We start from the raw sequence: 23108 nt of genomic DNA, 5'->3' as shown, positions 1-23108 counted from the left end.
GAGTAATCTCGCCGCCCGTGTCCAGCGTTCAGGTACTCCTCTCCCGGCTCGACCCGGATGTCCCGCTGCCCGCCTACGCCCGGCCGGGCGACGCGGGCGCCGATCTCGTCACCACCTCGGATATCGTCCTCGGACCCGGGGAACGCGGCGTCGTCGGCACCGGCGTCGCGATCGCGCTCCCGCCCGGGTACGCGGGGTTCGTGCACCCGCGGTCGGGCCTGGCCGCCCGGGTCGGCCTCTCCGTGGTGAACACCCCGGGCACCATCGACGCCGGCTACCGCGGGGAGATCAAGGTCTGCCTGATCAACCACGATCCGGTGCACCCGCTGGAGCTGACGCGCGGCGACCGCATCGCCCAGCTGGTCGTGCAGCGGGTCGAGCACGCGGAGTTCGTCGAGGTGGCGGAGCTCGACACGACCGAGCGGGGCGACGGAGGCTACGGCTCCACGGGTGGACACGCCACACTGGGAGCACCGGCGCTCGCCGCGAGCGCCGCCACGGGGGAAGGAACGGAGAAGTAGTGGGGATTTTCGGACGCAAGCGGCGGACCGAGGGCGGGTCCGCCGGACGGCACGCCGCGCCCGAGGCCGACGACACGATCGAGGACGAGGCGTACGACGAAGAAGATGGACCGGAGCTGTCGGACGTCTCCGACGGCCCGTTCGACGTCGCCGACTTCGAAGACGACGGCATCCCGCGGATCGACCTCGGCTCGGTGAAGGTGCCGGTGCCCGACGGTTCCCAGGTCCAGGTCGAGATGGACCCGGAGACCGGGGGCGTGCGGGCCGTGCACGTCGTCACCGAGCAGGGCCAGATCACGGTCAGCGCGTACGCGGCGCCGCGCTCTGGCGGGCTGTGGCGCGAGGTCAGCTCGGAGCTGGCCGACCAGCTGCGGGCCGACGGCGCGAAGGTCACGATCGGCCGCGGCGCGTGGGGCCTGGAGATCTCGGCCATCGTCGGCGACGTCGCCCTGCGCTTCGTCGGCATCGACCGGCCGCGCTGGATGCTGCGCGGCGTCATCGCCGGGCCGCAGTCCGAGGCCGCCGCGGCGGTCGAGGTGCTGCGCGAGATCGTGCGGCGCACGATCGTCGACCGCGGCGACGCGCCGATGCCGGTCCGGACCCCGCTGACCATCACGCTCCCCGAGGCCGTCGCGGAGCACATCGCGGCCCAGCAGCAACAGGGCTGACCTGCGCCTGAAGGGCGTCCCCGCCGCGGTGGGGACGCCCTTCAGCGCGTCTTGGAGGCCCTCAGGAAGGCGAGGACGGTCGCCCGGCCGAGTGACTCGCGGTCGGCGCCCAGCGCGGTGAGCGTCGTCTCGCCGAGCACGCCGCGGGGGAGGGCGCCCGCCCACTCCGCCGCGACTTTCGTCGGGTGTACCGGGTCGTCGGTGCAGGTGCCGATCCCGGCGGGCACGTCCAGCCGCGCGAGCTCGGCGAGGGTGGGCGACGGACGGCCCGCGGCGGCGCGCAGGCCGTCCGCCAGCCCGTCGCCGTGCCGGCGCCACGCCCGGTCCAGTTCGGCACGCAGCCAACCCGGGCTGCCCGCCGTCTGGGCCAGGGCCGCGTCGACGCCGGAACGGGCCACCAGATCCGCTGTCAGCATCGCGGCCAGCGATGCGGGTGCCGGGCCCGGAACGCCGTTCCAGGCCGGGAGCGCGGCCAGCAGGCCCCCGCAACGGCGTGGATTGCGCACGGCCCACTCCGCGGCCAGGTGCGCGCCGAACGAAATGCCGCCTACGAGCAGTTCGCCGTGTTCGTCCGCCAGCGCGTCCAGCGTCGCCAGGTAGCCGTCGGCGAGCGCCGCGCCCGGGGGCGGGGGTGGCGCGATGAGCGGGACACCGAGGGCGCGCAGGGGTCGTTCGAAGACCGCACGGACGAAGACCTCGTCCGACCCGGTACCAGGTAGGAGCACCGCGGCGGGAACTCTGATTGCGGACGTCACGTTGCGATCTTTGCGCAAAGGCGTTTCCCTGGCGGGGACCGCAGTACGCTGGAATCGCACGGGCCGCAAGCAGTTTGCCGGGGGCCCCGGAGCACAGGAGCACCTATGTCCGCCAAAGACGGCGGCTACTTCAGCCGGCTGGTACGCAAGCTGACCAGCGACGTCGAGGATCTCGACGCCGACGAGATGTCGATGAGGTCGGGCGCCGAAGGGGCGCAGCGGGCCTGTGACTGCCGTTCCGGCGAAGAGGTCACCGTGATGGGGAGACTCCGCAGCGTGGAGCTCTGCCCGACGAACGAGGCCGCCACGCTGGAGGCCGAGCTGTTCGACGGAACACAGGGCGTGACGCTAATCTGGCTCGGCCGCCGCCGGATCCCGGGCATCGAGCCTGGCCGGACGATCAAGGTGCGCGGCCGGATGGCCGAGCGTGACGGCCAGAAGGTGCTGTACAACCCCTATTACGAGCTCCAGAGCCCAGTGAGTTGATCACCCATCGTGACTGAACCCGCCAAGACCGACGGCGAAGAGCCGCAGCCCACCCTGCTCGAGCAGATGGGCGGGGTGTCCGGCCTGATCTACTCGTCGGTGCCGGTGATCGTGTTCGTGCTGGCCAACTCGTTCTTCGGCCTGACCGCGGCCATCTGGACGTCGATCGGCAGCGCCGTGGCCATCACGGTGCTGAGGCTGGTCCGCAAGGAGCCCCTCCAGCCGGCGATCTCGGGCTTCTTCGGCGTGGCGATCGCGGCGTTCATCGCCTACCGGACGGGGTCGGCGAAGGGCTTCTTCCTGTTCGGCATCTACGCGAGCCTGATCTACTGCGGCATCTTCGTGCTGTCGGTGCTGGTGCGCTGGCCGATCGCGGGCGTGGTCTGGAACATGCTCAACGGCACGGGCCAGGCGTGGCGCAAGGACAAGCCGTCCCGCTACGGCTACGACATCGCGACGCTGGCGATGGCCCTGATCTTCGCGGCCCGGTTCGTGGTGCAGCGCTGGCTGTACCAGGAGGACTACACGGGCTGGCTGGCCTTCGCGAAGATCGCGATGGGCTACCCGCTGTACGCGCTGGGCCTGCTGGTGGTGGTGTGGGCGGTCCGGAGGTCGGACAAGCGCCTGAAGGCCATGGCGGAGTCCGAGCCGGCACCGGAGACCGACGCGGAGGTCGAGGCCCGTCTGCGGGAGAAGTACGCGGCCCCCGAGGCCTGAGTCCCCGGCGGTTCAGCCCCTCGCGCGTGGGGGCGCCCCCCGTTTTCCACACTACCGGCAGGCACCGACAGTTTCGGCGGTCGGACGTCATGAACGACCTTTTCACGGCATCCGACGTCATGAACGAGTCGTTCATGACGTCCCCGCCGGGCGCTCGCGAAGGACGACAACCCGCGCGTGTAGGGGGGACCCCCGGTTCTTACGTTACCGGCGGGCACCGACGGTTTCGGCTGCCGAGCGTCGCGAATGACTCATTCGCGGCGCCGGACGTCCCGAATGAGTCATTCGCGACCTTCCACGTGTTGAATGAGTCATTCAAGACGTCGGGATGGCCGCGCTTTCGCTCGAGCTCGCTGGTCATGGCCGCGCTTTCGCTCGAGCTCGCTGGTCATGGCCGCGCTTTCGCTCGAGCTCGCTGGTCACGGTCGCGCTTTCGCTCGAGCTCCCTGGGAACGGCCGGGCTGTTACTCGAAACCCGTGGTCGAGCTGGCCTTCAGGGCCTCTGGCTGCGGCCGAGCTGGCGCTGAGGACCTCCGGGCGCGGCCGCGCTGCGAAGCACGACAACCCGCGCGTAGGGGCCTCCGGTTTTTACGCTACCGGCCGCCACCGACAGTTTCGGCTGCCGAGCGTCGCGAATGACTCATTCGCGGCGCCGGACGTCCCGAATGAGTCATTCGCGGCATCCGCGACCGACCGACCGACCGACCGCCCCGACCACGAGACACGAGAAAGCCCCCAGCGCGCACGCCGGGGGCCCTCGAGCAGCTCAGCTCAGTAACCCAAAGCCGTCCGGATCTCCGGCTCGACATCCGCCGTAGCCACGAACAGCAGCTCGTCCCCCGGCTCCAGCGGGTCCTCCGGCTGCGGCACGATCACCCGGTCACCCCGCAGGATCGTCACCAACGCCGCGTCGCGCGGCAGCGTCAGCTCGCTCACCGGCTTCCCGGCCAGCGGCGTCTCCGCCGGCAGCGTCAGCTCGACGAGGTTCGCGTTGCTCTGCCGGAACGTCATCAGCCGCACCAGGTCGCCGACGCTGACCGCCTCCTCGACCATCGCCGCCAGCATCCGGGGCGTCGACACCGCCACGTCCACGCCCCACGCGTCGGTGAACAGCCACTCGTTGGCCGGGTTGTTCACCCGGGCCACCACGCGCCGGACCGCGAACTCCGTCTTCGCCAGCAGCGAGACCACCAGGTTCGCCTTGTCGTCGCCCGTGGCCGCGATCACCACGTCGCACTGCTCGATCCCGGACTCCTCCAGGATCGACACCTCGCACGCGTCGCCCAGCACCCAGTCGGCCTGCTCGACCGCGTGCGGCTCGAACTGGTCGGCCTCGCGCTCGATGAGCATCACCTGGTGCCTGCCGTCGATCAGCTCGGCGGCGATGGAACGGCCGACCGCCCCCGCGCCCGCAATCGCGACCCTCATGCCTCGTCCTCCGGTTCGCGGTGGGCCACACTGGTCACGTCGGTGACGGTGCCGGACCGCGCGGCCACCCACACGACGTCGTCGGCCTGCAGCACGGTCTTCGTGTCGGGCAGCACCCCGGTGCCGAAGCGCATGATGAACGCCACCCGCGCGCCCGTCGCCTGCTGCAGGGACTGCACCGAGTGCCCGACCCAGCCCTCGTGCAGCGGCAGCTGCAGCAGCGCCACGTTGCCCGACGGGTCCCGCCACGCCGACGCCACGCCGTCCGGCAGCAGCGTCCGCAGGAACCGGTCGGTCGTCCACGGCACGGTCGCCACCGTCGGGATGCCCAGCCGCTCGTACACGGCCGCGCGCTTGTGGTCGTAGATCCGCGCGACCACGTGCTCGATGCCGAAGTTCTCGCGCGCGACCCGCGCCGAAATGATGTTCGAGTTGTCGCCGCTGGACACCGCCGCGAACGCACCCGCCCGCTCGATGCCCGCCTCGATCAGCACCCGGCGGTCGAAACCGACGCCGACGACCTGCTGGCCGTGGAAGTCGCTCCCGAGCCGGCGGAACGCCTGCTGGTTCTTGTCGATGACGGCCACCTCGTGGCCGAGCCGCTCCAGCGCAGCGGCCAGGGACGCGCCGACCCGGCCGCATCCCATGATCACCACGTGCACGCCCTGCCTCCTCCTCGGCGGTTACCCGTCCGTCATACCCCCGACATACCAGCGCCGAACCTACCGTGCGCCCGGACGGTTACGCTTCCGTGGTGTCGAAGTTCCCGACCGTGCTGAAACGCCTGGTCCTCGGACGTCCGTTCCGCAGTGACAGGCTCGCTCACACGCTGCTGCCGAAGCGCATCGCGCTGCCCATCTTCGCGTCCGACGCGCTCTCGAGCGTGGCGTACGCGCCGGAAGAGATCTTCCTGACGCTCAGCGTCGCCGGGCTGTCCGCATACGCGATCGCGCCGTGGATCGGCATCATGGTCGCCCTGGTCATGCTCGTCGTCGTCGCCTCCTACCGGCAGAACGTGCACGCCTACCCGAGCGGCGGCGGCGACTACGAGGTCGCCAACACCAACCTCGGCGGCAAGTTCGGCCTCACCGTGGCCAGCGCCCTGCTGGTCGACTACGTCCTGACGGTCGCGGTGTCCACTTCGTCCGGTGTGGCGAACATCGGCTCGGCCGTGCCGTGGGTCGCGCAGCACAAGGTGCTCGCCTCCATCGTCATCGTGGTCGTGCTGACGTCGCTGAACCTGCGCGGCATCCGCGAGTCGGGGAAGGCCTTCGCGATCCCGACATACGGGTTCATCCTGGGCATCCTGGTCATGGTGGCCTGGGGCCTGGTGCAGGCGGCCACCGGCACCGAGATGAAGGCCGAGAGCGCCGGGTTCACACTGAACGCCGAAGGCACCTTCGCGGGCGTCGCGTACGCGTTCCTGATCCTGCGGGCGTTCTCCTCCGGCGCGGCGGCGCTGACCGGTGTCGAGGCGATCAGCAACGGCGTCCCGGCGTTCCAGAAGCCGAAGTCGAAGAACGCGGCCACCACGCTGCTGATGATGGGCCTGCTCGCGGTCACCATGCTGGTCGGCATCATCACGCTCGCCACGATCACCGACGTCAAGTTCGCCGAGGACCCGGCGAAGCAGCTCGCCGGCGCGCCGGCCGGCTACGAGCAGAAGACGATCGTGGCGCAGATCGCGCACGCGGTGTTCGCCGACTTCCCGCCGGCGTTCTACTACATCTCCTTCTCCACCGGCATCATCCTGCTGCTGGCCGCGAACACCGCGTTCAACGGCTTCCCGGTGCTGGGCTCGATCCTGGCGCAGGACCGCTACCTGCCGCGCCAGCTGCACACCCGCGGCGACCGGCTCGCGTTCTCCAACGGCATCCTGTTCCTGGCGGCCTTCGCGCTGGTGCTGATCATCGCCTTCGACGCCGAGGTCACCCGGCTCATCCAGCTCTACATCGTGGGCGTGTTCGTGTCGTTCACGGTCAGCCAGGCGGGCATGATCCGGCACTGGAACCGGTTGCTGGCCAGGGAAACCGACCCGGGCGCGCGGCGGCGGATGCGGCGCTCGCAGACGGTCAACGCCATCGGCCTGACCATGACCGCGACCGTCCTGGTGATCGTGCTCATCACCAAGTTCCTGCTCGGCGCGTGGATCGCGATCGCCGCGATGGTGGCCATCTTCGCGTTGATGACGGCGATCCGGCGCCACTACGACCGCGTCGCCGACGAGCTGAAGGAGCTCGGCGACACCCCGACCGTGCTGCCCTCGCGCAACCACGCGATCGTCCTGGTGTCCAAACTGCACCGTCCGACGCTGCGCGCGCTGGCCTACGCCAAGGCGATGCGCCCGGACGTCCTCGAGGCCGTGACGGTCAATGTGGACGATGCCGACACCCGCAAGCTCACCGCCGAGTGGGACGCGCACAACTTCAAGGTGCCGCTGAAGGTCGTCGAATCGCCCTACCGCGAGATCACGAAACCCGTCCTCGACTACGTGAAGCGCGTGCGCGGTGACAACCCGCGCAACGTGGTCACCGTGTTCATCCCGGAGTACGTGGTCGGGCACTGGTGGGAGCAGGTGCTGCACAACCAGAGCGCGCTGCGGCTCAAGGGACGGCTGTTGTTCCAGTCCGGCGTGATCGTGGCGAGCGTGCCGTGGCAGCTGGAGTCCTCGGCCAAGGCGGCCGCGCGCGTCCGGAACGAACGCCCGGCCGCGGGCGACGTCCGCCGCGGGTTCTCGCCCAACGGGAAGCCGGTCGCGGCGCCGAAGCCCAAGGAGCCCGCCGAATGACGAGCTGGCTGGGCCGCGTCCTCGAGGTCGAGGTCGGCGCGGTGGCGCACGGCGGCCACTGCGTGGCGCGCGCGGAGGGCCGGGTCGTGTTCGTCCGGCACGCGCTGCCGGGCGAGCAGGTCCGCGTCGAGATCACCGAGGACAACGGCGGTTCGTTCTGCCGCGGGGACGCGATCGAGGTGCTTTCGGCGTCTCCGCACCGGGTCCCGCCGCCGTGCCCGCTGGCCGTGCCCGGCGGCTGTGGCGGCTGCGACTGGCAGCACGCTTCGCCGGACTACCAGCGCTCGCTCAAGGCGTCGGTGGTGGCGGAGCAGCTGCACCGGCTGGCCGGGATCGAGCGCGAGGTGGTCGTCGAGGCTCTCGACGGCGGCCCGCTGGACTGGCGCAGCCGCGTCCGGCTGGTCGCCGGGCGCGACGGGCGCGCGGGCCTGCGCGCGCACCACAGCCACCGGGTGGTGGCCCTGGACGACTGCCCGATCGCGGTCCCGGGCGAGCTCGACGACGTCCTGGCGCGGCGCTGGCGCCCGGGCAGCGAACTGGAGATCACGACCGACGGCGACGGCGATCTGCACGTGCGGGAGCTGTCGACGGTCCGCGGGAAGGTCCGGGCCCGGCAGCTGAGCGGCGGAGTCGCGGTCCAGCACGCGGCGGGCCGCGACTGGCGCCTCGACGCGCACGGCTTCTGGCAGGTCCACCCGGCGGCGGCGTCGACGTTCGCGGCGGTGGTGGGGGAGTGGGCGGAAGCGCCTTCCGGCGGCACGGCCTGGGACCTCTACGCCGGGGTCGGGCTGTTCGCGTCGGTGCTGGCGGGCCAGGTGGGGACATCGGGCCGGGTGCTGGCGGTCGAGTCCGGCCGGCGCGCGGTCGCGGACGGCGAGCGCAACCTCGCGGACCTGCCCCAGGTGTCGTGGCGCGCCGGCCGGGTGGAGCACGTGCTGGCGTCGGCGGCCAAACCGGTCGACGTGGTGGTGCTGGACCCGCCGCGCAAGGGCGCGGGCAAGGCGGTCGTGGAGTCGATCGTGGCGGGCGCGCCGGACCGGATCGTGTACGTGGCCTGCGACCCGGCGGCACTGGCGCGGGACGTGGCGACGTTCGCGTCCCACGGGTACTCGCTGACGGACCTGCGGGCGTTCGACGCGTTCCCGATGACGCACCACGTGGAGTGCGTGGCGCTGCTGTCGTGAGCCGGACGCGGCGCGGTGTTCTCCGGCCGGGTGCGGTCGTGGGCGCGGCTGCCCGGTCGGGCCGGCGCCCGGCGCGGCCGCGAGTGCAGTAGTTGGTCGTCGGCCGAACCGGCGCGCTGTCGTGCCTGCCGGCAGGCGTCGCTTAGCCTGCTCGGCGCACCGCGAACGCCGCCGCCAAGCCTGCCGCCGTCATCGCCACGCCCGACACCAGCAGCACCCACGTTCCCGCTCCGGGCACCACCCGGGCCGCCGGCTGGATGCGGGTCACTCCCGGGAGCGTCACCACCAGGTGGCGCAGGATCACGCCCGTCACCACCAGGCCCGGCAAGGACGCCATGGCCAGTGGCTCGTCCTGGTGGCGGGCGAACGTCAGGTACGCCAGCGTCACCGCGATCAGCACCGCCGCCGCGCACACCAGGCGCAGGCCCAGGTCCAGCTCCGGGTCGGGCGTTCCCGGGGGCAGCGCTCCCGGGTACTCCGCCGTCCGCAGGGTCAGGCCGGCGATCACGCCCAGCCCGGCCAGTCCCACCAGGACGGCCCGCGGGCCCCGGAGCCGGTTCCCCGGTCGCTGCTGGTCCACTCCGGCCTCCCTGCGTCGCGGTGGGGGCAGCATAAGGCGCTGGGCCGTCCGGGCGTTCCCGATCGGGCGATGCTCAGCCCGCGAACCAGTGCTGCGGGGCCGGGCGCAGGTTCTGGTAGATGTGCTTGACCTCGGTGTACTCGGCCAGCCCCGTCGGGCCCAGCTCGCGGCCGAAGCCCGACTGCTTGTAGCCGCCCCACTCGGCCTGGGGCAGGTACGGGTGGAAGTCGTTGATCCACACCGTCCCGTGGCGCAGCCGGCCCGCCACCCGCTGCGCGCGCCCCGCGTCCTGGGTGAACACCGCTCCCGCCAGGCCGTAGTGCGTGTCGTTGGCGATGCGGACCGCGTCGTCCTCGTCGGTGAACGTCTCGACCGTCAGGACCGGGCCGAACGACTCGTCGGTCACCGCCGACGAGCCCTGTTTCACCTGGTCCAGGATGGTCGGCAGGTAGTAGAAACCGGCGGCCAGCGCCGGGTCGTCCGGACGGCGGCCGCCGGTGCGCAGCACCGCGCCCTCGGCCAGCGCCGCCGCCACGTACGCCTCCACCTTCGCGCGGTGCGCCGCCGAGATCAGCGGCCCGGTCTCCGCGTGCGGGTCGAACGGGCCGCCCAGCCGGATCCGCTCGGCGCGGCGCACCAGCTCGTCGACGAACTCGTCGTGCCACTCGCGCTGGACGATCAGCCGCGCGCCCGCGGAGCACACCTGGCCCGAGTGGAGGAACACCGCGGTCAGCGCGTAGTCGACCGCGGTCTCGAAGTCGGCGTCGGCGAACACCACGTTCGGGTTCTTGCCGCCCAGCTCCAGTGCCACCTTCTTGACCGTGGCCGCGGCCGACGCGGCGATCACCTTGCCGGTCGCCAGGCCGCCGGTGAACGACACGAGGTCGACATCCGGGTGGGCCGCCAGCGGCGCGCCCGCCTCGGCGCCCGCGCCCAGCACCAGGTTCCCCACGCCCGGCGGCAGGCCCGCCTCGGTGAGCAGCTTGAGGAACAGGATCGCGGTGTGCGGGGTCAGCTCGCTGGGCTTCAGCACGAACGTGTTGCCCGCCGCCAGCGCCGGCGCGATCTTCCACACGGTCTGCAGCAGCGGGTAGTTCCACGGCGTGATCAGGCCGCAGACGCCGACCGGCTCGTGCACGATCCGGCTGACCGCGTCCGGGTTGCCGGTGTCGACGACCCGCCCGGCGTCCTGCGCCGCGAGCTTGCCGAAGTAGCGCAGGCAGGCGGCGATGTCCGCCATGTCGTACCGGCTCTCCACCAGGCGCTTGCCGGTGTCGAGCGACTCGGCGCGGGCGAACGCCTCCGCGTCGCGGTCCAGCAGGTCCGCGGTGCGCAGCAGCAGGTCGCCGCGCAGGTGGGCGGGGGTGCCGGGCCACGGGCCGGTGTCGAACGCCCGGCGCGCCGCCGCGATGGCGGCCTCGGTGTCCTTGGCGGTGCCCTCGGCGACCGTCGCGACCAGGGAGCCGTCGGCCGGGCAGCGGATCTCGCGCCGCCCGCCGTCCACCGCGTCCACCCAGTCGCCGCCGATGAAGAAGTCCGCCATGCGGCCATTCTCGTGGCCACGCCGCGTGACCGCCACAGCGACGCGGCGAGACGAGGTTCACCCCGGGTGCTGACCTGTGGTCGCGCTCCGGTTGTGACGCCGGACGCGGCCTGCGGCTGTCCGCTGGCGGCTCTCCGTAGACTGGCCGGAACCGAGCGAGTGAGGTGGAGACGAGTGACGATGCTGGAGTCCGTGGGCGGACCGGCGGACCTGAAGCGCATGAGTGTCGAGGACCTCGGCGAACTGGCCGCCGAGATCCGGGACTTCCTCGTCGACAAGGTCCGGCGGGCGGGCGGGCACCTGGGGCCGAACCTCGGCGTCGTCGAGCTCACCCTGGCGCTGCACCGCGTGTTCGACTCGCCGCGCGACGCGATCGTCTGGGACGTCGGTCACCAGGCGTACGTGCACAAGATCGTCACCGGCCGCGCCGACGGGTTCGACCTGCTGCGCCAGACCGGCGGGGTCACCGGTTACCCGTCGCGCGCGGAGAGTGAGCACGACTGGGTGGAGAGCAGCCACGCGTCGTCCGGACTGTCCTATGTGGACGGCCTGGCGAAGGCGTTCGAGCTGGCCGGCGGCGGGCGGCACGCGATCGCCGTCGTCGGCGACGGCGCGCTCACCGGCGGCATGTGCTGGGAGGCGCTCAACAACATCGCCGCGCACCGGGACCGCCCGGTCGTCATCGTGATCAACGACAACGGCCGCTCGTACTCGCCGACCATCGGCGGGCTGGCCGACCACCTCGCGGCGCTGCGCCTGCAGCCCGGCTACGAGCGGCTGCTCGACGGCGGCCGCGAGCTGCTGCGGCACACCCCGGTCGTCGGCAGGCCGATCTACGCGGCGCTGCACGCGGCGAAGGCCGGCCTGAAGGACGCGCTGAGCCCGCAGGCGATGTTCTCCGACCTCGGCCTGAAGTACCTCGGCCCGGTCGACGGCCACGACCAGGTGGCGCTCGAGAAGGCCCTGCACAGCGCGAAGGCGTTCGGCGGCGCGGTGATCGTGCACGTGGTCACCGAGAAGGGCCACGGCTACGCGCCCGCGGTGAACAACCAGCACGACCAGATGCACCAGACCGACCCGATCGACCCGGAGACCGGCCTGCCGCCGGTGAAGGGCCCCAGCTGGACCGGCGTGTTCGGCTCGGAGCTGGCGGCGATCGGCGCCGAGCGCGAGGACGTCGTCGCGATCACCGCGGCGATGCTGCGCTCGACCGGGCTGGACAAGTTCGCCGAGGCGTTCCCGGACCGCTGGTACGACGTCGGCATCGCCGAGCAGCACGCCGTCACCTCGGCGGCGGGGCTGGCCATGGGCGGCCGGCACCCGGTGGTGGCGATCTACTCGACGTTCCTGAACCGGGCGTTCGACCAGGTGCTGATGGACGTCGCGCTGCACCGCCTGCCGGTGACGCTGGTGCTCGACCGGGCCGGGATCACCGGGCCGGACGGGCCGAGCCACCACGGCATGTGGGACCTGTCGCTGCTCGGGATGGTGCCGGGGATGCGGGTGGCGGCGCCGCGCGACCCGGCGACGCTGCGTGAGGAACTGCGCGAGGCCGTTGCGGTGTCGGACGGCCCGACGGCGCTGCGGTTCTCCAAGGGCAAGGTCGGGACGGACGTGACGGCGGTCGAGCGGATCGGCACGGTCGACGTGCTGCGCCGCCCGGCCGAAGGCGCCGACGTGCTGCTGGTGACGGTAGGTGCATTCGCGACACTGGGACTGGCGGCCGCGGACCGGCTGGCCGACCAGGGGATCGGCGTGACCGTGGTGGACCCGCGGTGGGTGCTGCCGGTCCCGGCCGAGCTCGTGGCGCTGGCGTCACAGCACAAGCTGGTGGTGACGGTGGAGGACAGCGGCCGTCACGGCGGGTTCGGCTCGGCGCTGGCGGCGCTGTTCCGGGACGCCGAGTGCGACGTGCCGCTGCGGGATCTGGCCGTACCCCAGTCGTTCCACGACCACGGGAGCCGCGACGAGGTGCTGGGGCGGATCGGGCTGACGGCTCAGGACGTGGCCCGCCGGGTGACCGAATGGGCCTCGGGCCGGTTGGGTTCGGACGAGCCGGCGAAGAAGAACGCCGACCGCAGCTGAGCGGGCGAGCTCGACCCTGCCCGGGCGATCCCCGCCCGGGCAGGGACTTCAGGCTCGCGCGCCCAGTGCGGCGGGCGCCGCGGTGTCCGCGACCGGGCCGAGCACTTCGGGCGGCTCCGGGAACAGCTTCACCAGCACCGGATAGGCGACCGCGGCGGTCACCAGTGTCATCAGCAGGCTGATGTCCACGCCGCCCGCTATGTCCTTCAGCGGGCCGGCGATCATCGGGGTGTTCGCGCACAGCAACCCCAGTGTGGTCGCCGGGATCCACGCCGCCATGGCTCGCCAGTTCACCCCTCGGGTGAACCAGTACCTGCCGCCCTGGCGGCCCTCGTTGAACACCTGCAGATCCGCGACGTCGTAGAACCCGCGTCGCTGCACGAAGCCGATCATCATGATCACCATCCAGGGGCTGGTGCACAGCACGATCAGCGTGGCGAACGCGTTGATGCTCGACACCATGTCCAGCACGAAGTTGCCGACGAAGATGAACGCCACGCTCAGCGTCCCGATCAGCAGCGTCGCCCGGACCCGGGACAGCCTCGGGAAGATCGAACTGAAGTCGAGGCCCGTTCCGTACAGCGACGTCGTTCCGGTGGACAGGCCGCCGATCAGGGCCACCACGATCAACGGGATGGCGTACCACAGCGGGGAAATCTCCGTCAGGCCGGTGATGTAGTCCGCCGGGTTCGCCACCAGGGTCGCCGTCGCGATGCCGAAGCCGAAGGGGAGCAGCGTGGCCACCTGGGCCAGGAACGGTGCCGCCAGCAGTGAGCGCTTGCGGTGTGACGCCGGGATGTAGCGGGCCCAGTCGCCGAGGAACGCGCCGAACGAGATCGGGTTGGCCAGTGCCGTCAACGCCGCCAAGGTGAACGTCGGCCAGAACGTTCCCAGCGCGTACGTTCCCGTGCCCGCGTAGCCGGGGTCGAACGTGCCGCCGTAGGCGAACACGCCCAGCAGCATGATCGCCGTTCCCAGGACGACCGCGACGCGGTTGACCAGGAGCATGAACCGGTAGCCGTAGATGCACACCACGAGCGTCGCGGTCGCGATCACGCCGTAGGCCACCCCGCGCAGCAGGGGGCCGCCGTCGAAGCCGAACAGGCGCTGGGCCGCGCCCGCCACCGCGTCGCCGCTCACCCACACCGAGATCGCGAAGAAGGTGATGGCCGTCAGCAGGGACAGGAAAGATCCCACGCAGCGGCCCACCACGCCGAAGTGCGCGCCCGACGACACCGCGTTGTTCGTGCGGGTCCGCGGTCCGAACAGGGCCATCGGGGCCAGCACCAGGCCGCCGACGACCACGCCGAGCGCGGTGGCCAGCACCGCGTCGCGGAAGCTCAGCCCGTAGGCGATCGGCAACGTGCCCAGGATGATCGTGGCGAAGGTGTTCGCGCCGCCGAAGGCCAGGCGGAACAGGTCGCGCGGGCGGGATGTCTGGTCGGCCGGCGGGATCGGGGCGATGCCGTGCTGCTCGACCTCGGTCACCCGCGTGCTCATGCGAACCTCGTCATCACGTGCTTGACGCGGGTGTACTCGGCGAACGCGTACGCCGAGAGGTCCTTGCCGTGGCCGGAATGGCCGAAGCCGCCGTGGGGCATTTCGGCCACCAGGGGGCCGTGCGTGTTCACCCACACGCAGCCGAAGTCCAGTTCGGCCGACACCCGTGCGGCCACCGCCAGGTCGCGCGTCCACACCGAGGACGCCAGGCCATAGGGGACGCCGTTGGCCATGGCCACGCCCGCAGCTTCGTCCGAAAAGGACTGGACCGTGATCACCGGGCCGAAGATCTCCTCCTGGACGATTTCGTCGTCCTGCCGCACCCCCGAAACCACCGTGGGGGCGAAGGCGAACCCGCGGGAACCGAACCGCGTCCCGCCGGTCTCGATGCGGGCGTGTGACGGCAGCCGCGCGATGAGCCCTTCGACGCGCGAGAGCTGCGCCGCGCTGTTGAGCGGCCCGTAGTCCACACCCGGCGTCTGCGCCGCGGCGGTTTTCGCCAGCGCCGCGACGAAGTCGTCGTGGATCGAAGCGTGCACCAGCACCCGGCTGCCCGCCGTACAGTCCTGCCCCGCGTTGTAGAACGCCGCGCCGACGATGCCCTCGGTCGTCGATGCGACGTCGGCGTCCGGGAAGACCAGCAGTGGCGCGTTGCCGCCCAGTTCCAGGTGCGTGCGCTTGAGGTCGGCGGCCGCCACGGTGGCGACGTCGATGCCCGCCCGCGTCGACCCCGTGATGGAGACCAGGTCCGTGACCGGGTGGCGGACCAGCGCGCGGCCTGTGTCGCGGTCGCCGGTCAGCACGGTGAACGCGCCCGCGGGCAGGAACTCCGCGGCCACGCGCGCCAGCAGCACGGCCGTCGACGGGGTCGTCTCGGCCGGCTTGAGCACCACCGTGTTGCCCGCCGCCAGTGCCGGGGCGATCTTCCAGACCGCCATCATCAGCGGGTAGTTCCACGGCGCGATCTGCGCGCAGACGCCGACCGGCTCCCGGCGGATGACCGACGTGTGGCCGGGCGCGTACTCGCCGGCCGCGGTGCCTTCGAGGTGCCGCGCGGCACCCGCGAAGAACCGCAGCGCGCTCACGCACTCCGGAATCTCCTCCTCGAGCACCACCGACCGGATCTTGCCGGTCTCGCGCACCTCCAGGTCGGCGAACTCGGCCGCCCGGGCCTCCAGGGCGTCGGCGATCTTCAGCAGCGCCAGCTGCCGTTGCGCCGGGGTGCTGCGCCGCCAGATCGCAAACGCTTGCGCGGCCGATTCGAGCGCCGTGTCCACTTCGGACGCGGACGCGACGGGAGTGGTCCCGAAGACCTCGCCGGTCGCCGGGTCGGTCAGGTCGAGCGTGCGGGTCATGCCTGCTCCAGGTGGGTCGGCGCGAACATCTTCAGCAAGGCGGGGAGGACGACGACGGACGGCCCGGGCGTGCGGAGCGCTTCCGCGAGGTCCGCGCCCACGGTGTCCGGTGTGGACAGCCGGGCCGGGACGCCGAACGAGCGGGCCAGCGCCACGAAGTCGGGCCGCGCCAGCTCGGTGGCCGTCGACCGGCCGAACGCGCCGGTGAGGTACTCGCGCAGGATGCCGTAGCCGCCGTCGTCGACGATCAGCCACGTGACGTCGAGGCCGTGCTGCACCGCCGTGGCCAGCTCGGCGAGGCCGTACATCGCGCCGCCGTCGCCGGACACCGCCAGCGTGGTCCCGCCCGCGGCCGCGCCGCCGAGCGCGCCCGGGAGGCCGTAGCCGAGCCCGCCCGCGCCCTGCGCGGTGTGGATCGGCGCGCCCTCGGGGTTCCACGCCGACCACGCCCAGTACGCGGCGATCGTCATGTCCCAGAACGTCTGCGTGCCGGCGGGCAGCGCGGCCCGGATGTCGTCGATAAGCTTCCGCTCGGCGGCCAGGTCCTGACCGTCCAAACGCGACTCGACGCGCGCGAGCAGGCCGGACACCGCGCGCTCGGCCCGGCCGTCGGACGCCCGCATCGGCACCCACTCCAGCAACGCCTGCAGGGTGCGCCGGACGTCGGCGTGGATGCCGAGGCCCGGGTAGTTCGACTCCAGCTTCCCCAGGTCGGCTTCGACCTGGACCACCCGGCCGCGCGGGGCGAACTCGCGGTAGTTGCTGGACAGCTCGCCGAGCCCGGAGCCGAGCACCAGCAGCACGTCGGCGTCCGCCAGGAACTCCGTGGTGTGCCAGTCCTCCAGCCACGACCGCCCGGACAGTTCGTGGTCCCAGCCGAACACGCCCTTGCCGCCGAACGTCGAGATCACCGGCGCGCGCAACGCCTCCGCCAGCGCCGTCAGCTCGGCCGAAGCGCCGGACCGCAAAGCACCGCCGCCGGCCAGGATCACCGGGTTCGACGCCGCTCCCAGCAGCTCAGCCGCGGCGGTGACCAGCTCGGGCAGCGGTTCCAGCGCCGGGGGAGCGGCGGACACCGACGTGATCGGCGGGAGCCCGGCCGGGCCGAGCAGCACGTCCTGCGGGATCTCGACCCAGACCGGGCCGTAGGGCGCGGTCGCCGCCGACGTCCACGCCTCCCGCAGCGCCGACGGGATCTGGCTCGCCCGCCGCACCACGTGCACCGACTTCACGACGTCCCGGAAGCTCGCCTGCTGGTCGGGCAGCTCGTGCAGGTACCCGTGCCGCCCGCCGCCGAGCCCGGCGACCGGCACCTGGCTCGAAATCCCGAGCACCGGCACCGACGCCGCGCGCGACTCCTGCAGGGACGCCAGGGTCAGCAACGCGCCGGGGCCGGTCGAGACGACCAGGGGCGTCACCGGGACCGGGCCGTCCGGGTTCGCCGCGAGCCGGGCGCGGGCGTGCCCGTCGGCGGCGAAGGCCAGGTTGTTCTCGACGCGCCCGCTGATCACGCGCAGGTCGCCGGCGCGCCGCAGCGCCTCGAACAGGCCCAGTGCGTGCTGGCCGGGCAGGCCGAACACCGTGTCGGCGCCGAGCGCCCGCAGGGTTTCGACGACGACGTCCCCGCCGATGCGGGTCATGCGCCCTTCCCCAGCGACAGCAGGCTCACCAGGTCGTAGGCGACGTGGGAGGCCGCGATGGCGGTGATCTCGGCGTGGTCGTAGGCCGGGGCCAGCTCGACGACGTCCGCGCCGACCAGGTTGAGGTCGCGCAGCCCGCGCAGGATCTCCAGCAGCTCGCGGCTGGTCATCCCGCCCGCCTCGGGCGTGCCGGTGCCGGGGGCGTGGGCCGGGTCGAGGACGTCGATGTCGACCGAGACGTACAGCGGCCGGTCGCCGATGCGCTGGCGCAGCGCGTCGACGGTCTCGTCGATGCCGCGGCGCAGGACGTCGCCGGAGGTGACGATGCCGAAGCCGAGCCGGCGGTCCTCTTCGAGGTCCCGCTTGCCGTACAGCGGCCCGCGCGTGCCGACGTGGGACAGCGCGCTCGTGTCGAGGATGCCTTCCTCGGACGCCCGCCGGAACGGCGTGCCGTGGGTGTACGGCTCGCCGAAGTAGGTGTCCCAGGTGTCCAGGTGCGCGTCGAAGTGCAGCAGCGCAACCGGTCCGTGCTGCTTCGCCGCCGCGCGCAGCAGCGGCAGCGCGATGGTGTGGTCGCCGCCGACGGTCACCAGCCGCGTCCCGTCCGCCTGCAGCGCTTCGGCTTCCTGCTGCAGCGTCTCGATCGCTTCGCCGATATTGAACGGGTTGACCGCGATGTCCCCGGCGTCCACGATCTGCTTCTCGGCGAACGGCGAGACGTCCAGCTCCGGGTGGTACGGCCGCAGCAGCCGGCTCGCCTCGCGCACCGCCGCCGGGCCGAACCGCGCGCCGGGCCGGTAGGACACCCCGGAGTCGAAGGGCACCCCGACGACGGCGACGTCGGCGCGCTCGACCTGGTCGATCCGCGGCAGCCGCGCGAAGGTCGCGAAGCCGGCGAACCGGGGGATGCGCGACGAGTCGAGGGGTCCGATGTTAGGCACTGGTGGGCTCCTGTTCCCGGTGGGCGATGGGCGTTTCCACGCCGCTCAGGCGGCGGGTCCAGACGGCGAGGATCGAGTCGGCCGTGCGGGGCGTGGCGAAGCTGACCGCCACGTAGACGACCAGGCTCGCGCCGAGGCCCCAGTAGATCGGGGTGTTGGCGTCCACGCCGTCGATGATCATGAAGGCGATCACCGAGAGCGTGCCGGCCACCATCGACGCGTACGCGCCCTGCCGCGTGCCGCGCTTCCAGAACAGCGCGCCGACGATGGCCACCAGCAGGCCGCCGACCAGGATGTCGTAGGCGATGGTGAGCGCGTTGACGACGTCGTCGACGATCATCGCGATCCCGATGGCCAGCAGCCCGAGCACGAGCGTGGCGATCCGGTTGCGGCTGACCTCGCCGCCCTTCTTCAGGCCCAGCTTGGTCAGCAGGTCCGACGTCGTGGTGGTGGAGCAGGCGATCAGCGCGCCGCTCGCGGTCGACATCATCGCCGACAGCGCGGCGGCCAGCACCAGGCCGCGGACGCCGGTCGGCAGCAGCCGCTCGACGATCGTCGCGAAGGCGTCCTGCGCGCTGGCGATGTCCGGGTACAGCGCGTGCGCGGCGGTGCCGATCAGCGCGCCGGCCAGGCCGTAGACCAGGCAGTAGACGCCGGAGGTGATGCCGCCGGACGTCGCGATCGCCGGCGTGCGGGCGGTGAACACGCGCTGCCAGATGTCCTGGCCGATCAGCAGGCCGAAGGTGTAGATGACGAAGTACGTGATGATCGTGTCGGTGCCGATCGAGGTGAAGCTGAAGAAGCTCGCGTCGAGCTTGGCGCTCATGCCGCTGAAGCCGCCGGCGGAGCTGATCGCGACCGGCAGCAGGATCGCCAGGATGCCGATGGTCTTGATGACGAACTGGGCGATGTCGGTGAGCGTGATCGACCACATGCCGCCGAGCACCGAGTAGAGGACGACGATCGAGCCGCCGACCGCGATCCCGGCCCAGTTCGGCAGGTCGAACAGCACCTTGAAGATGGTGGCGAAGGCCAGCGTCGAGGTGACCGTGAGCATCAGCGTGTAGCCCCACATGACGACGCCGGACACCGCGCTGGTGCGGCCGCCGTAGCGCAGGTCGAGCATCTCGCCGACGGTGTAGACCTTCAGCCGCACCAGCCGCCGCGCGAACAGCGCGTGCAGCACCAGGATGCCGACGCCGATGCTGACCACCAGCCACATGCCGGAGATGCCGAACTTGTAGCCGAGCTTCACGCCGCCGACGGTCGACGCGCCGCCGAGCACGACGGCCGACATCGTGCCGGAGTACATGAACCAGCCCAGCCGCCGTCCGGCGACCAGGTAGTCGGACTTCGTCTTCGCGAGCTTCAGGCCGTACCAGCCGACCCCGAGCATGCCCGCGATGTACAGCGCGATCACCGCGTAGTCGCCGGTCACGGTGTCCTCCTCACGTCGGTTTCGGGTCACCGTAGGGTCGCCCGCCACCCCTCCGGCATGGGATGATTCGTCCCCGAGTCGACTTATTCGAGGACGAGATGACCCAGAACGCGGACGCATGGCACACAGAGGTGAATGTCCCGTTACGGGCGGTCGTCGGCAACCGGGAACTCGCGCTCGACGTCGTCCCGGAGACGCTGCGGCCGGGCGCGCTGGACGCCCCGGTCCGCTGGGCGCACGTCAGCGAGCTCCAGGACCCGGCGCCCTACCTGCTGGGCGGCGAGCTGATCCTCACCGCGGGGGTCGACCTGCCCGGGCGGATCGACCGGTACGTGCGCGGGCTGCGCGACGCCGGCGTGACGGCGCTGGGGTTCGGCCTCACCCCGTCGGTGCACGAAACGCTGCCGGAACCGCTGCGCCGGGCCTGCGCGCGGCACGGGCTGCCGCTGCTGGTGGTGCCGACGCGGACCCCGTTCCTGGCCGTCAACCGGGCGGTCTCGGTCGCGCTGACCGAGGCGGGCCAGCGGGAACAGCGGCGGATCACGGCGGCGCGCGAGACGCTCACGCGCGCCGCGGGCGGCGGGCTCGGCGAGCTGACGTCGTCGCTGGCGGCGGTGCTGCGGTCGTGGGTCGCCCTGGTCGGCGCCGGGGACGTGCTGGCCTCGGCGCACGACGCGCCGGCGCCGCTGCCGCCGGAGGTGCGGGAGCTGATGGCGACCGTGCGGGCGGGCAGCGGGATCCGGAGCGCGACCACCGAGCTCGACGGCGGGTTCGTCGTCGTCCAGCCGGTGTACCCGCAGGCCACGGCGTCGCACCTGGTGGTCGTCGGCCGGTCCCACCGGCTCGACGGCGCCGACCGGGCCATCCTCGCCGTCGGCGCGGCCCTGCTGGGCCTGGTCGGCCGCGCGGGCTCGGACGCGGCCGAGCTGGGCGCGGCGGCCACCGGCCTGCTGCTCGGCCGGGTGTCGCCGGGGGAGGCGGCCTGGTCGTTGCTGGGCTCGGAGGTGGTGCGGCTGGTCGCGGGCGCGGCGTTCCGGCGGGGTCCCGACGAGGTGGCCCGGCGCCCGGACTGGCTGCGGGCGCGGCTGGACACCCCGCTCGTCGAGGTCGGTCCCGGACCGCGGTTCACGGCGGTCGCGGGGACGGCTCCGGCGCCGGAGGTGCTCGAGGACCTGCGTGCGCACGGCTGGCTCGCGGCGGCGGGCTCGCCGGTCCCCGCGGGCCGGGTGGCGGGCGCGGTGGCGGAGCTGGACCTGCTGCTGGCCCGCGCCCGGGCGCTCGGCCGCCCGGTCGTCGCGGCCGACGGCCCGCCGGACCCCGGCTCGCTGCTCGATCCGGCCGCGGCCGGCGGATTCGCGGCTCAGGTCCTGGCGCCGCTGGTGGCGCTGGACCAGGCGGGGGACCGGTCGCTGGTGCCGACGCTGCGGACGTGGCTGGCCCACCACGGCGGCTGGGAACCGACCGCGGCGGAGCTGGGCGTGCACCGCAACAGCGTCCGGCACCGGATCGCGCAGGTGGAGAAGGCGCTGGGGGTGGATCTGGCGGACCCGGAGGTCCGGATGCGGCTGTGGTTCGCGCTGCGGTGGCTCTCACCGGTCACACACAGTCCTTAAAGGGCACTCTCAGGAAAATATGGGATTGTGGGCCCGTGCGAGTTTTGGTAGTCGAGGACGAGGAACCCCTGGCCGACGCGATCGCCCGCGGGCTGCGCCGGGAGGGCATGGCCGTGGACGTCGCGCTCACCGGGGACGACGGGCACGAGAAGGCCGCCGTCACGCGGTACGACGTCGTGCTGCTGGACCGGGACCTGCCCGGGATGTCCGGGGACGAGCTGTGCCGGGAGATCGTCGCGTCCGGGGAGCTGACCCGGGTGCTGATGCTCACCGCGAGCAGCTCGGTGTCCGACCGCGTCGAAGGGCTGTCGCTGGGCGCCGACGACTACCTCGCCAAGCCGTTCGCCTTCCCCGAGCTGGTCGCGCGGGTGCGGGCGCTGGGCCGCCGGGCCACCCCGGCCGCGCCGCCGCTGCTCACCGCCGGGGACGTCGAACTCGACCCGGCCAAGCGGACCGTCCGGCGGGCGAGCGGCCCGGTCGAGCTGACGCGCAAGGAGTTCGGCGTCCTCGAGGTGCTGCTGCAGGCCGCCGGGTCGGTCGTCAGCAGCGAGGAGCTGCTCGAACGGGTGTGGGACGAGAACGCCGACCCGTTCACCACGACCGTCCGGGTCACCGTGATGACGCTGCGGAAGAAGCTCGGCGAGCCGGGGATCATCGAGACCGTCGTCGGCTCCGGGTACCGGGTGCCGGAGCCGGGCGCTCCCCGCGCGTGAACCTGCCGGGCACCCGCACCCTCCGCGCCCGGATCACCCTGCTGGCGACCGTGCTGGTCGCCGCCGTCAGCCTGCTGCTGCTCTGGCTGGCCTGGACGCTGGTCCGGGACTCGCTCGACGCCGTCCCGCAGATGCCGCCGGGCAGCGTCGTGGTCGTCGACGGCGTCACGGTCGACGCCTCGACGCTGGCCGACCACCTGCGCGTGCACGCCCGGAACCGGATGCTGCTGTTCGGGTCGATCGCGTTCCTGCTGGTGGTGGCGGCCGCGGCGATCCTCGCCTGGACGTTCACCTCGCGCGTGCTGCTGCCGCTGCGCGAGATCACCGGGACCGCGCGGCGGCTGTCGGTCGAGTCGCTGGGGGAGCGGATCGGCGAGATCCGCTCCCGCGACGAGCTGGCCGAGCTGGCGAGCACGTTCGACGACATGCTCGACCGGCTCCAGGCGGCGTTCGACGCGCAGCGCCACTTCGTCGCCAACGCCAGCCACGAGCTGCGGACGCCGTTGTCGGTGATCCGCACCGAACTCGACGTCACCCTGGCCGACGACGACGCCGACGAAGCCGAGCTGCGCCGGATGGGCGGCGTGGTCCGGGACGCCACCGAGCGGGCCGGGCAGCTGGTCAACTCGCTGCTGCTGCTGGCCCGCACCGACGGCGCCGGGCTGGGCGTCCGCGAGCCGGTGGACCTGGCCGCGGTCGTCGACCGGGCCTGGCGGGCGGTCCACCGCGAAGCCGACCAGCGCGGCATCCGGGCGACCTTCGCGACGCCGCCGGCGCCGGCGTTCGGCGACCCGGCGCTGCTGGAGCGGATCGCGGGCAACCTGCTGGAGAACGCGGTCCGCCACAACGTCGAGGGCGGCTGGCTGGAGGTCGTGACGCAGCCGGGGCCGCAGTGGTCGACCCTGCGGGTCCGCTCGTCGGGCGGCCTGGTCGACCCGGCGGGGGTGGCGGAGCTGTTCGAGCCGTTCCGCCGGGCCGGCGTGGCCCGCACGGCCCGCCACGGCGCGGGCCTGGGGCTCTCGATCGTCCGCGCGGCGGTGGCGGCCCACGGCGGAACGGTCACGGCGGAGCCGATCGTGGGCGGCGGCCTCGCCGTGACGGTCCACCTCCCCGTCCGGTAAGCAGTCTGCCGCGGCTGGTCGTGAGTGGTAAG

20 protein-coding genes are annotated in these 23108 nt (G+C 72.5%); 10 read left to right on the top strand and 10 right to left on the bottom strand.

Annotated elements, in window-relative coordinates; all coding sequences use genetic code 11:
- Positions 1 to 17: 17 nt before the first annotated feature.
- Together dut and OO60_RS20390 are read left to right on the top strand one after the other, a co-directional pair.
- A complete protein-coding gene (dut, locus tag OO60_RS20395) occupies positions 18 to 521 on the top strand; it encodes a dUTP diphosphatase (protein WP_004559283.1) in 504 nt (167 codons plus the stop codon).
- The gene (locus tag OO60_RS20390; RefSeq protein ID WP_004559282.1) at positions 521 to 1189 is read left to right on the top strand and encodes a DUF3710 domain-containing protein; all 669 of its coding nucleotides are present in this window, start codon (positions 521 to 523) and stop codon (positions 1187 to 1189) included. The genes dut and OO60_RS20390 overlap by 1 nt, the downstream gene beginning before the upstream one ends.
- Before the next feature lie 41 nt (positions 1190 to 1230).
- Here the strand turns inward: OO60_RS20390 and OO60_RS20385 are convergent, their stop codons facing one another.
- On the bottom strand, positions 1231 to 1914 hold the full coding sequence (locus tag OO60_RS20385; protein ID WP_033261894.1) for an alpha/beta fold hydrolase: 684 nt from the start codon (positions 1912 to 1914) through the stop codon (positions 1231 to 1233).
- A gap of 135 nt (positions 1915 to 2049) precedes the next feature.
- Here OO60_RS20385 and OO60_RS20380 point away from each other — a divergent pair, with 135 nt between their 5' ends.
- On the top strand, positions 2050 to 2430 hold the full coding sequence (locus OO60_RS20380) for an OB-fold nucleic acid binding domain-containing protein (protein WP_003074944.1): 381 nt from the start codon (positions 2050 to 2052) through the stop codon (positions 2428 to 2430).
- Positions 2431 to 2439: 9 nt separating this feature from the next.
- Positions 2440 to 3147: a DUF3159 domain-containing protein gene (locus OO60_RS20375; RefSeq protein ID WP_003074941.1), complete on the top strand. Its 708-nt coding sequence runs from the start codon at positions 2440 to 2442 to the stop codon at positions 3145 to 3147.
- Positions 3148 to 3918: 771 nt separating this feature from the next.
- Here OO60_RS20375 and OO60_RS20370 read toward each other — a convergent pair.
- Positions 3919 to 4575, bottom strand: coding sequence for a potassium channel family protein (locus OO60_RS20370; protein ID WP_003067924.1), 657 nt, complete (start codon positions 4573 to 4575; stop codon positions 3919 to 3921).
- Complete coding sequence (locus OO60_RS20365) at positions 4572 to 5237, bottom strand: potassium channel family protein (RefSeq protein ID WP_003067913.1); 666 nt, start codon at positions 5235 to 5237, stop codon at positions 4572 to 4574. The genes OO60_RS20370 and OO60_RS20365 overlap by 4 nt, the downstream gene beginning before the upstream one ends.
- A 92-nt stretch (positions 5238 to 5329) precedes the next feature.
- Here OO60_RS20365 and OO60_RS20360 point away from each other — a divergent pair, with 92 nt between their 5' ends.
- Both OO60_RS20360 and OO60_RS20355 read left to right on the top strand, forming a co-directional pair.
- Positions 5330 to 7363, top strand: coding sequence for an APC family permease (locus tag OO60_RS20360; protein WP_205624115.1), 2034 nt, complete (start codon positions 5330 to 5332; stop codon positions 7361 to 7363).
- Positions 7360 to 8547 carry a class I SAM-dependent RNA methyltransferase gene (locus OO60_RS20355; protein ID WP_003067908.1) on the top strand — a complete coding sequence of 396 codons (1188 nt, stop codon included), beginning with the start codon at positions 7360 to 7362 and terminating at the stop codon, positions 8545 to 8547. The genes OO60_RS20360 and OO60_RS20355 overlap by 4 nt, the downstream gene beginning before the upstream one ends.
- 142 nt (positions 8548 to 8689) lie before the next feature.
- Here OO60_RS20355 and OO60_RS20350 read toward each other — a convergent pair whose 3' ends face one another.
- Together OO60_RS20350 and OO60_RS20345 are read right to left on the bottom strand one after the other, a co-directional pair.
- A complete protein-coding gene (locus tag OO60_RS20350) occupies positions 8690 to 9127 on the bottom strand; it encodes a hypothetical protein (protein ID WP_003097622.1) in 438 nt (145 codons plus the stop codon).
- Between the two features lie 73 nt (positions 9128 to 9200).
- Positions 9201 to 10670, bottom strand: coding sequence for an aldehyde dehydrogenase family protein (locus OO60_RS20345; RefSeq protein WP_003097616.1), 1470 nt, complete (start codon positions 10668 to 10670; stop codon positions 9201 to 9203).
- 174 nt (positions 10671 to 10844) lie between these two features.
- Between OO60_RS20345 and dxs the strand changes: the two genes are divergently transcribed.
- Positions 10845 to 12755 (top strand): 1-deoxy-D-xylulose-5-phosphate synthase, encoded by a 1911-nt coding sequence (gene dxs / locus OO60_RS20340; RefSeq protein WP_033261893.1) that lies wholly within the window; start codon positions 10845 to 10847, stop codon positions 12753 to 12755.
- Positions 12756 to 12803: 48 nt separating this feature from the next.
- Here dxs and OO60_RS20335 read toward each other — a convergent pair whose 3' ends face one another.
- From OO60_RS20335 to OO60_RS20315, 5 genes are read right to left on the bottom strand one after another with little or no spacing between them, the layout of a single operon-like run.
- Positions 12804 to 14255, bottom strand: a complete 1452-nt coding sequence (locus tag OO60_RS20335; protein ID WP_003097611.1) for a purine-cytosine permease family protein — start codon at positions 14253 to 14255, stop codon at positions 12804 to 12806.
- Positions 14252 to 15610, bottom strand: a complete 1359-nt coding sequence (locus OO60_RS20330) for an aminobutyraldehyde dehydrogenase (protein WP_003097606.1) — start codon at positions 15608 to 15610, stop codon at positions 14252 to 14254. The genes OO60_RS20335 and OO60_RS20330 overlap by 4 nt, the downstream gene beginning before the upstream one ends.
- Entirely contained in the window at positions 15607 to 17250 is a 1644-nt protein-coding gene (locus OO60_RS20325) for a thiamine pyrophosphate-binding protein (RefSeq protein WP_003097603.1), read from the bottom strand. Before OO60_RS20325 ends, OO60_RS20330 begins: the two co-directional genes overlap by 4 nt.
- A complete protein-coding gene (speB, locus tag OO60_RS20320; RefSeq protein ID WP_003097600.1) occupies positions 17247 to 18191 on the bottom strand; it encodes an agmatinase in 945 nt (314 codons plus the stop codon). Before speB ends, OO60_RS20325 begins: the two co-directional genes overlap by 4 nt.
- Positions 18184 to 19629, bottom strand: a complete 1446-nt coding sequence (locus OO60_RS20315) for a sodium:solute symporter family protein (RefSeq protein WP_003097597.1) — start codon at positions 19627 to 19629, stop codon at positions 18184 to 18186. Before OO60_RS20315 ends, speB begins: the two co-directional genes overlap by 8 nt.
- A 98-nt stretch (positions 19630 to 19727) precedes the next feature.
- Between OO60_RS20315 and OO60_RS20310 the strand changes: the two genes are divergently transcribed.
- From OO60_RS20310 to OO60_RS20300, 3 genes are read left to right on the top strand one after another with little or no spacing between them, the layout of a single operon-like run.
- Positions 19728 to 21242, top strand: a complete 1515-nt coding sequence (locus tag OO60_RS20310; RefSeq protein WP_051767726.1) for a PucR family transcriptional regulator — start codon at positions 19728 to 19730, stop codon at positions 21240 to 21242.
- A gap of 35 nt (positions 21243 to 21277) precedes the next feature.
- Positions 21278 to 21955: a response regulator transcription factor gene (locus OO60_RS20305; protein ID WP_033261892.1), complete on the top strand. Its 678-nt coding sequence runs from the start codon at positions 21278 to 21280 to the stop codon at positions 21953 to 21955.
- On the top strand, positions 21952 to 23076 hold the full coding sequence (locus OO60_RS20300) for a sensor histidine kinase (protein ID WP_003093808.1): 1125 nt from the start codon (positions 21952 to 21954) through the stop codon (positions 23074 to 23076). Before OO60_RS20305 ends, OO60_RS20300 begins: the two co-directional genes overlap by 4 nt.
- Positions 23077 to 23108 lie beyond the last annotated feature (32 nt).

The organism is Amycolatopsis vancoresmycina (genome assembly GCF_000716785.1).
Lineage (GTDB): Bacteria > Actinomycetota > Actinomycetes > Mycobacteriales > Pseudonocardiaceae > Amycolatopsis > Amycolatopsis vancoresmycina.
The sequence above is the reverse complement of the archived record's forward strand: the minus strand, read 5'-3'. Positions and strand labels throughout refer to the sequence as shown.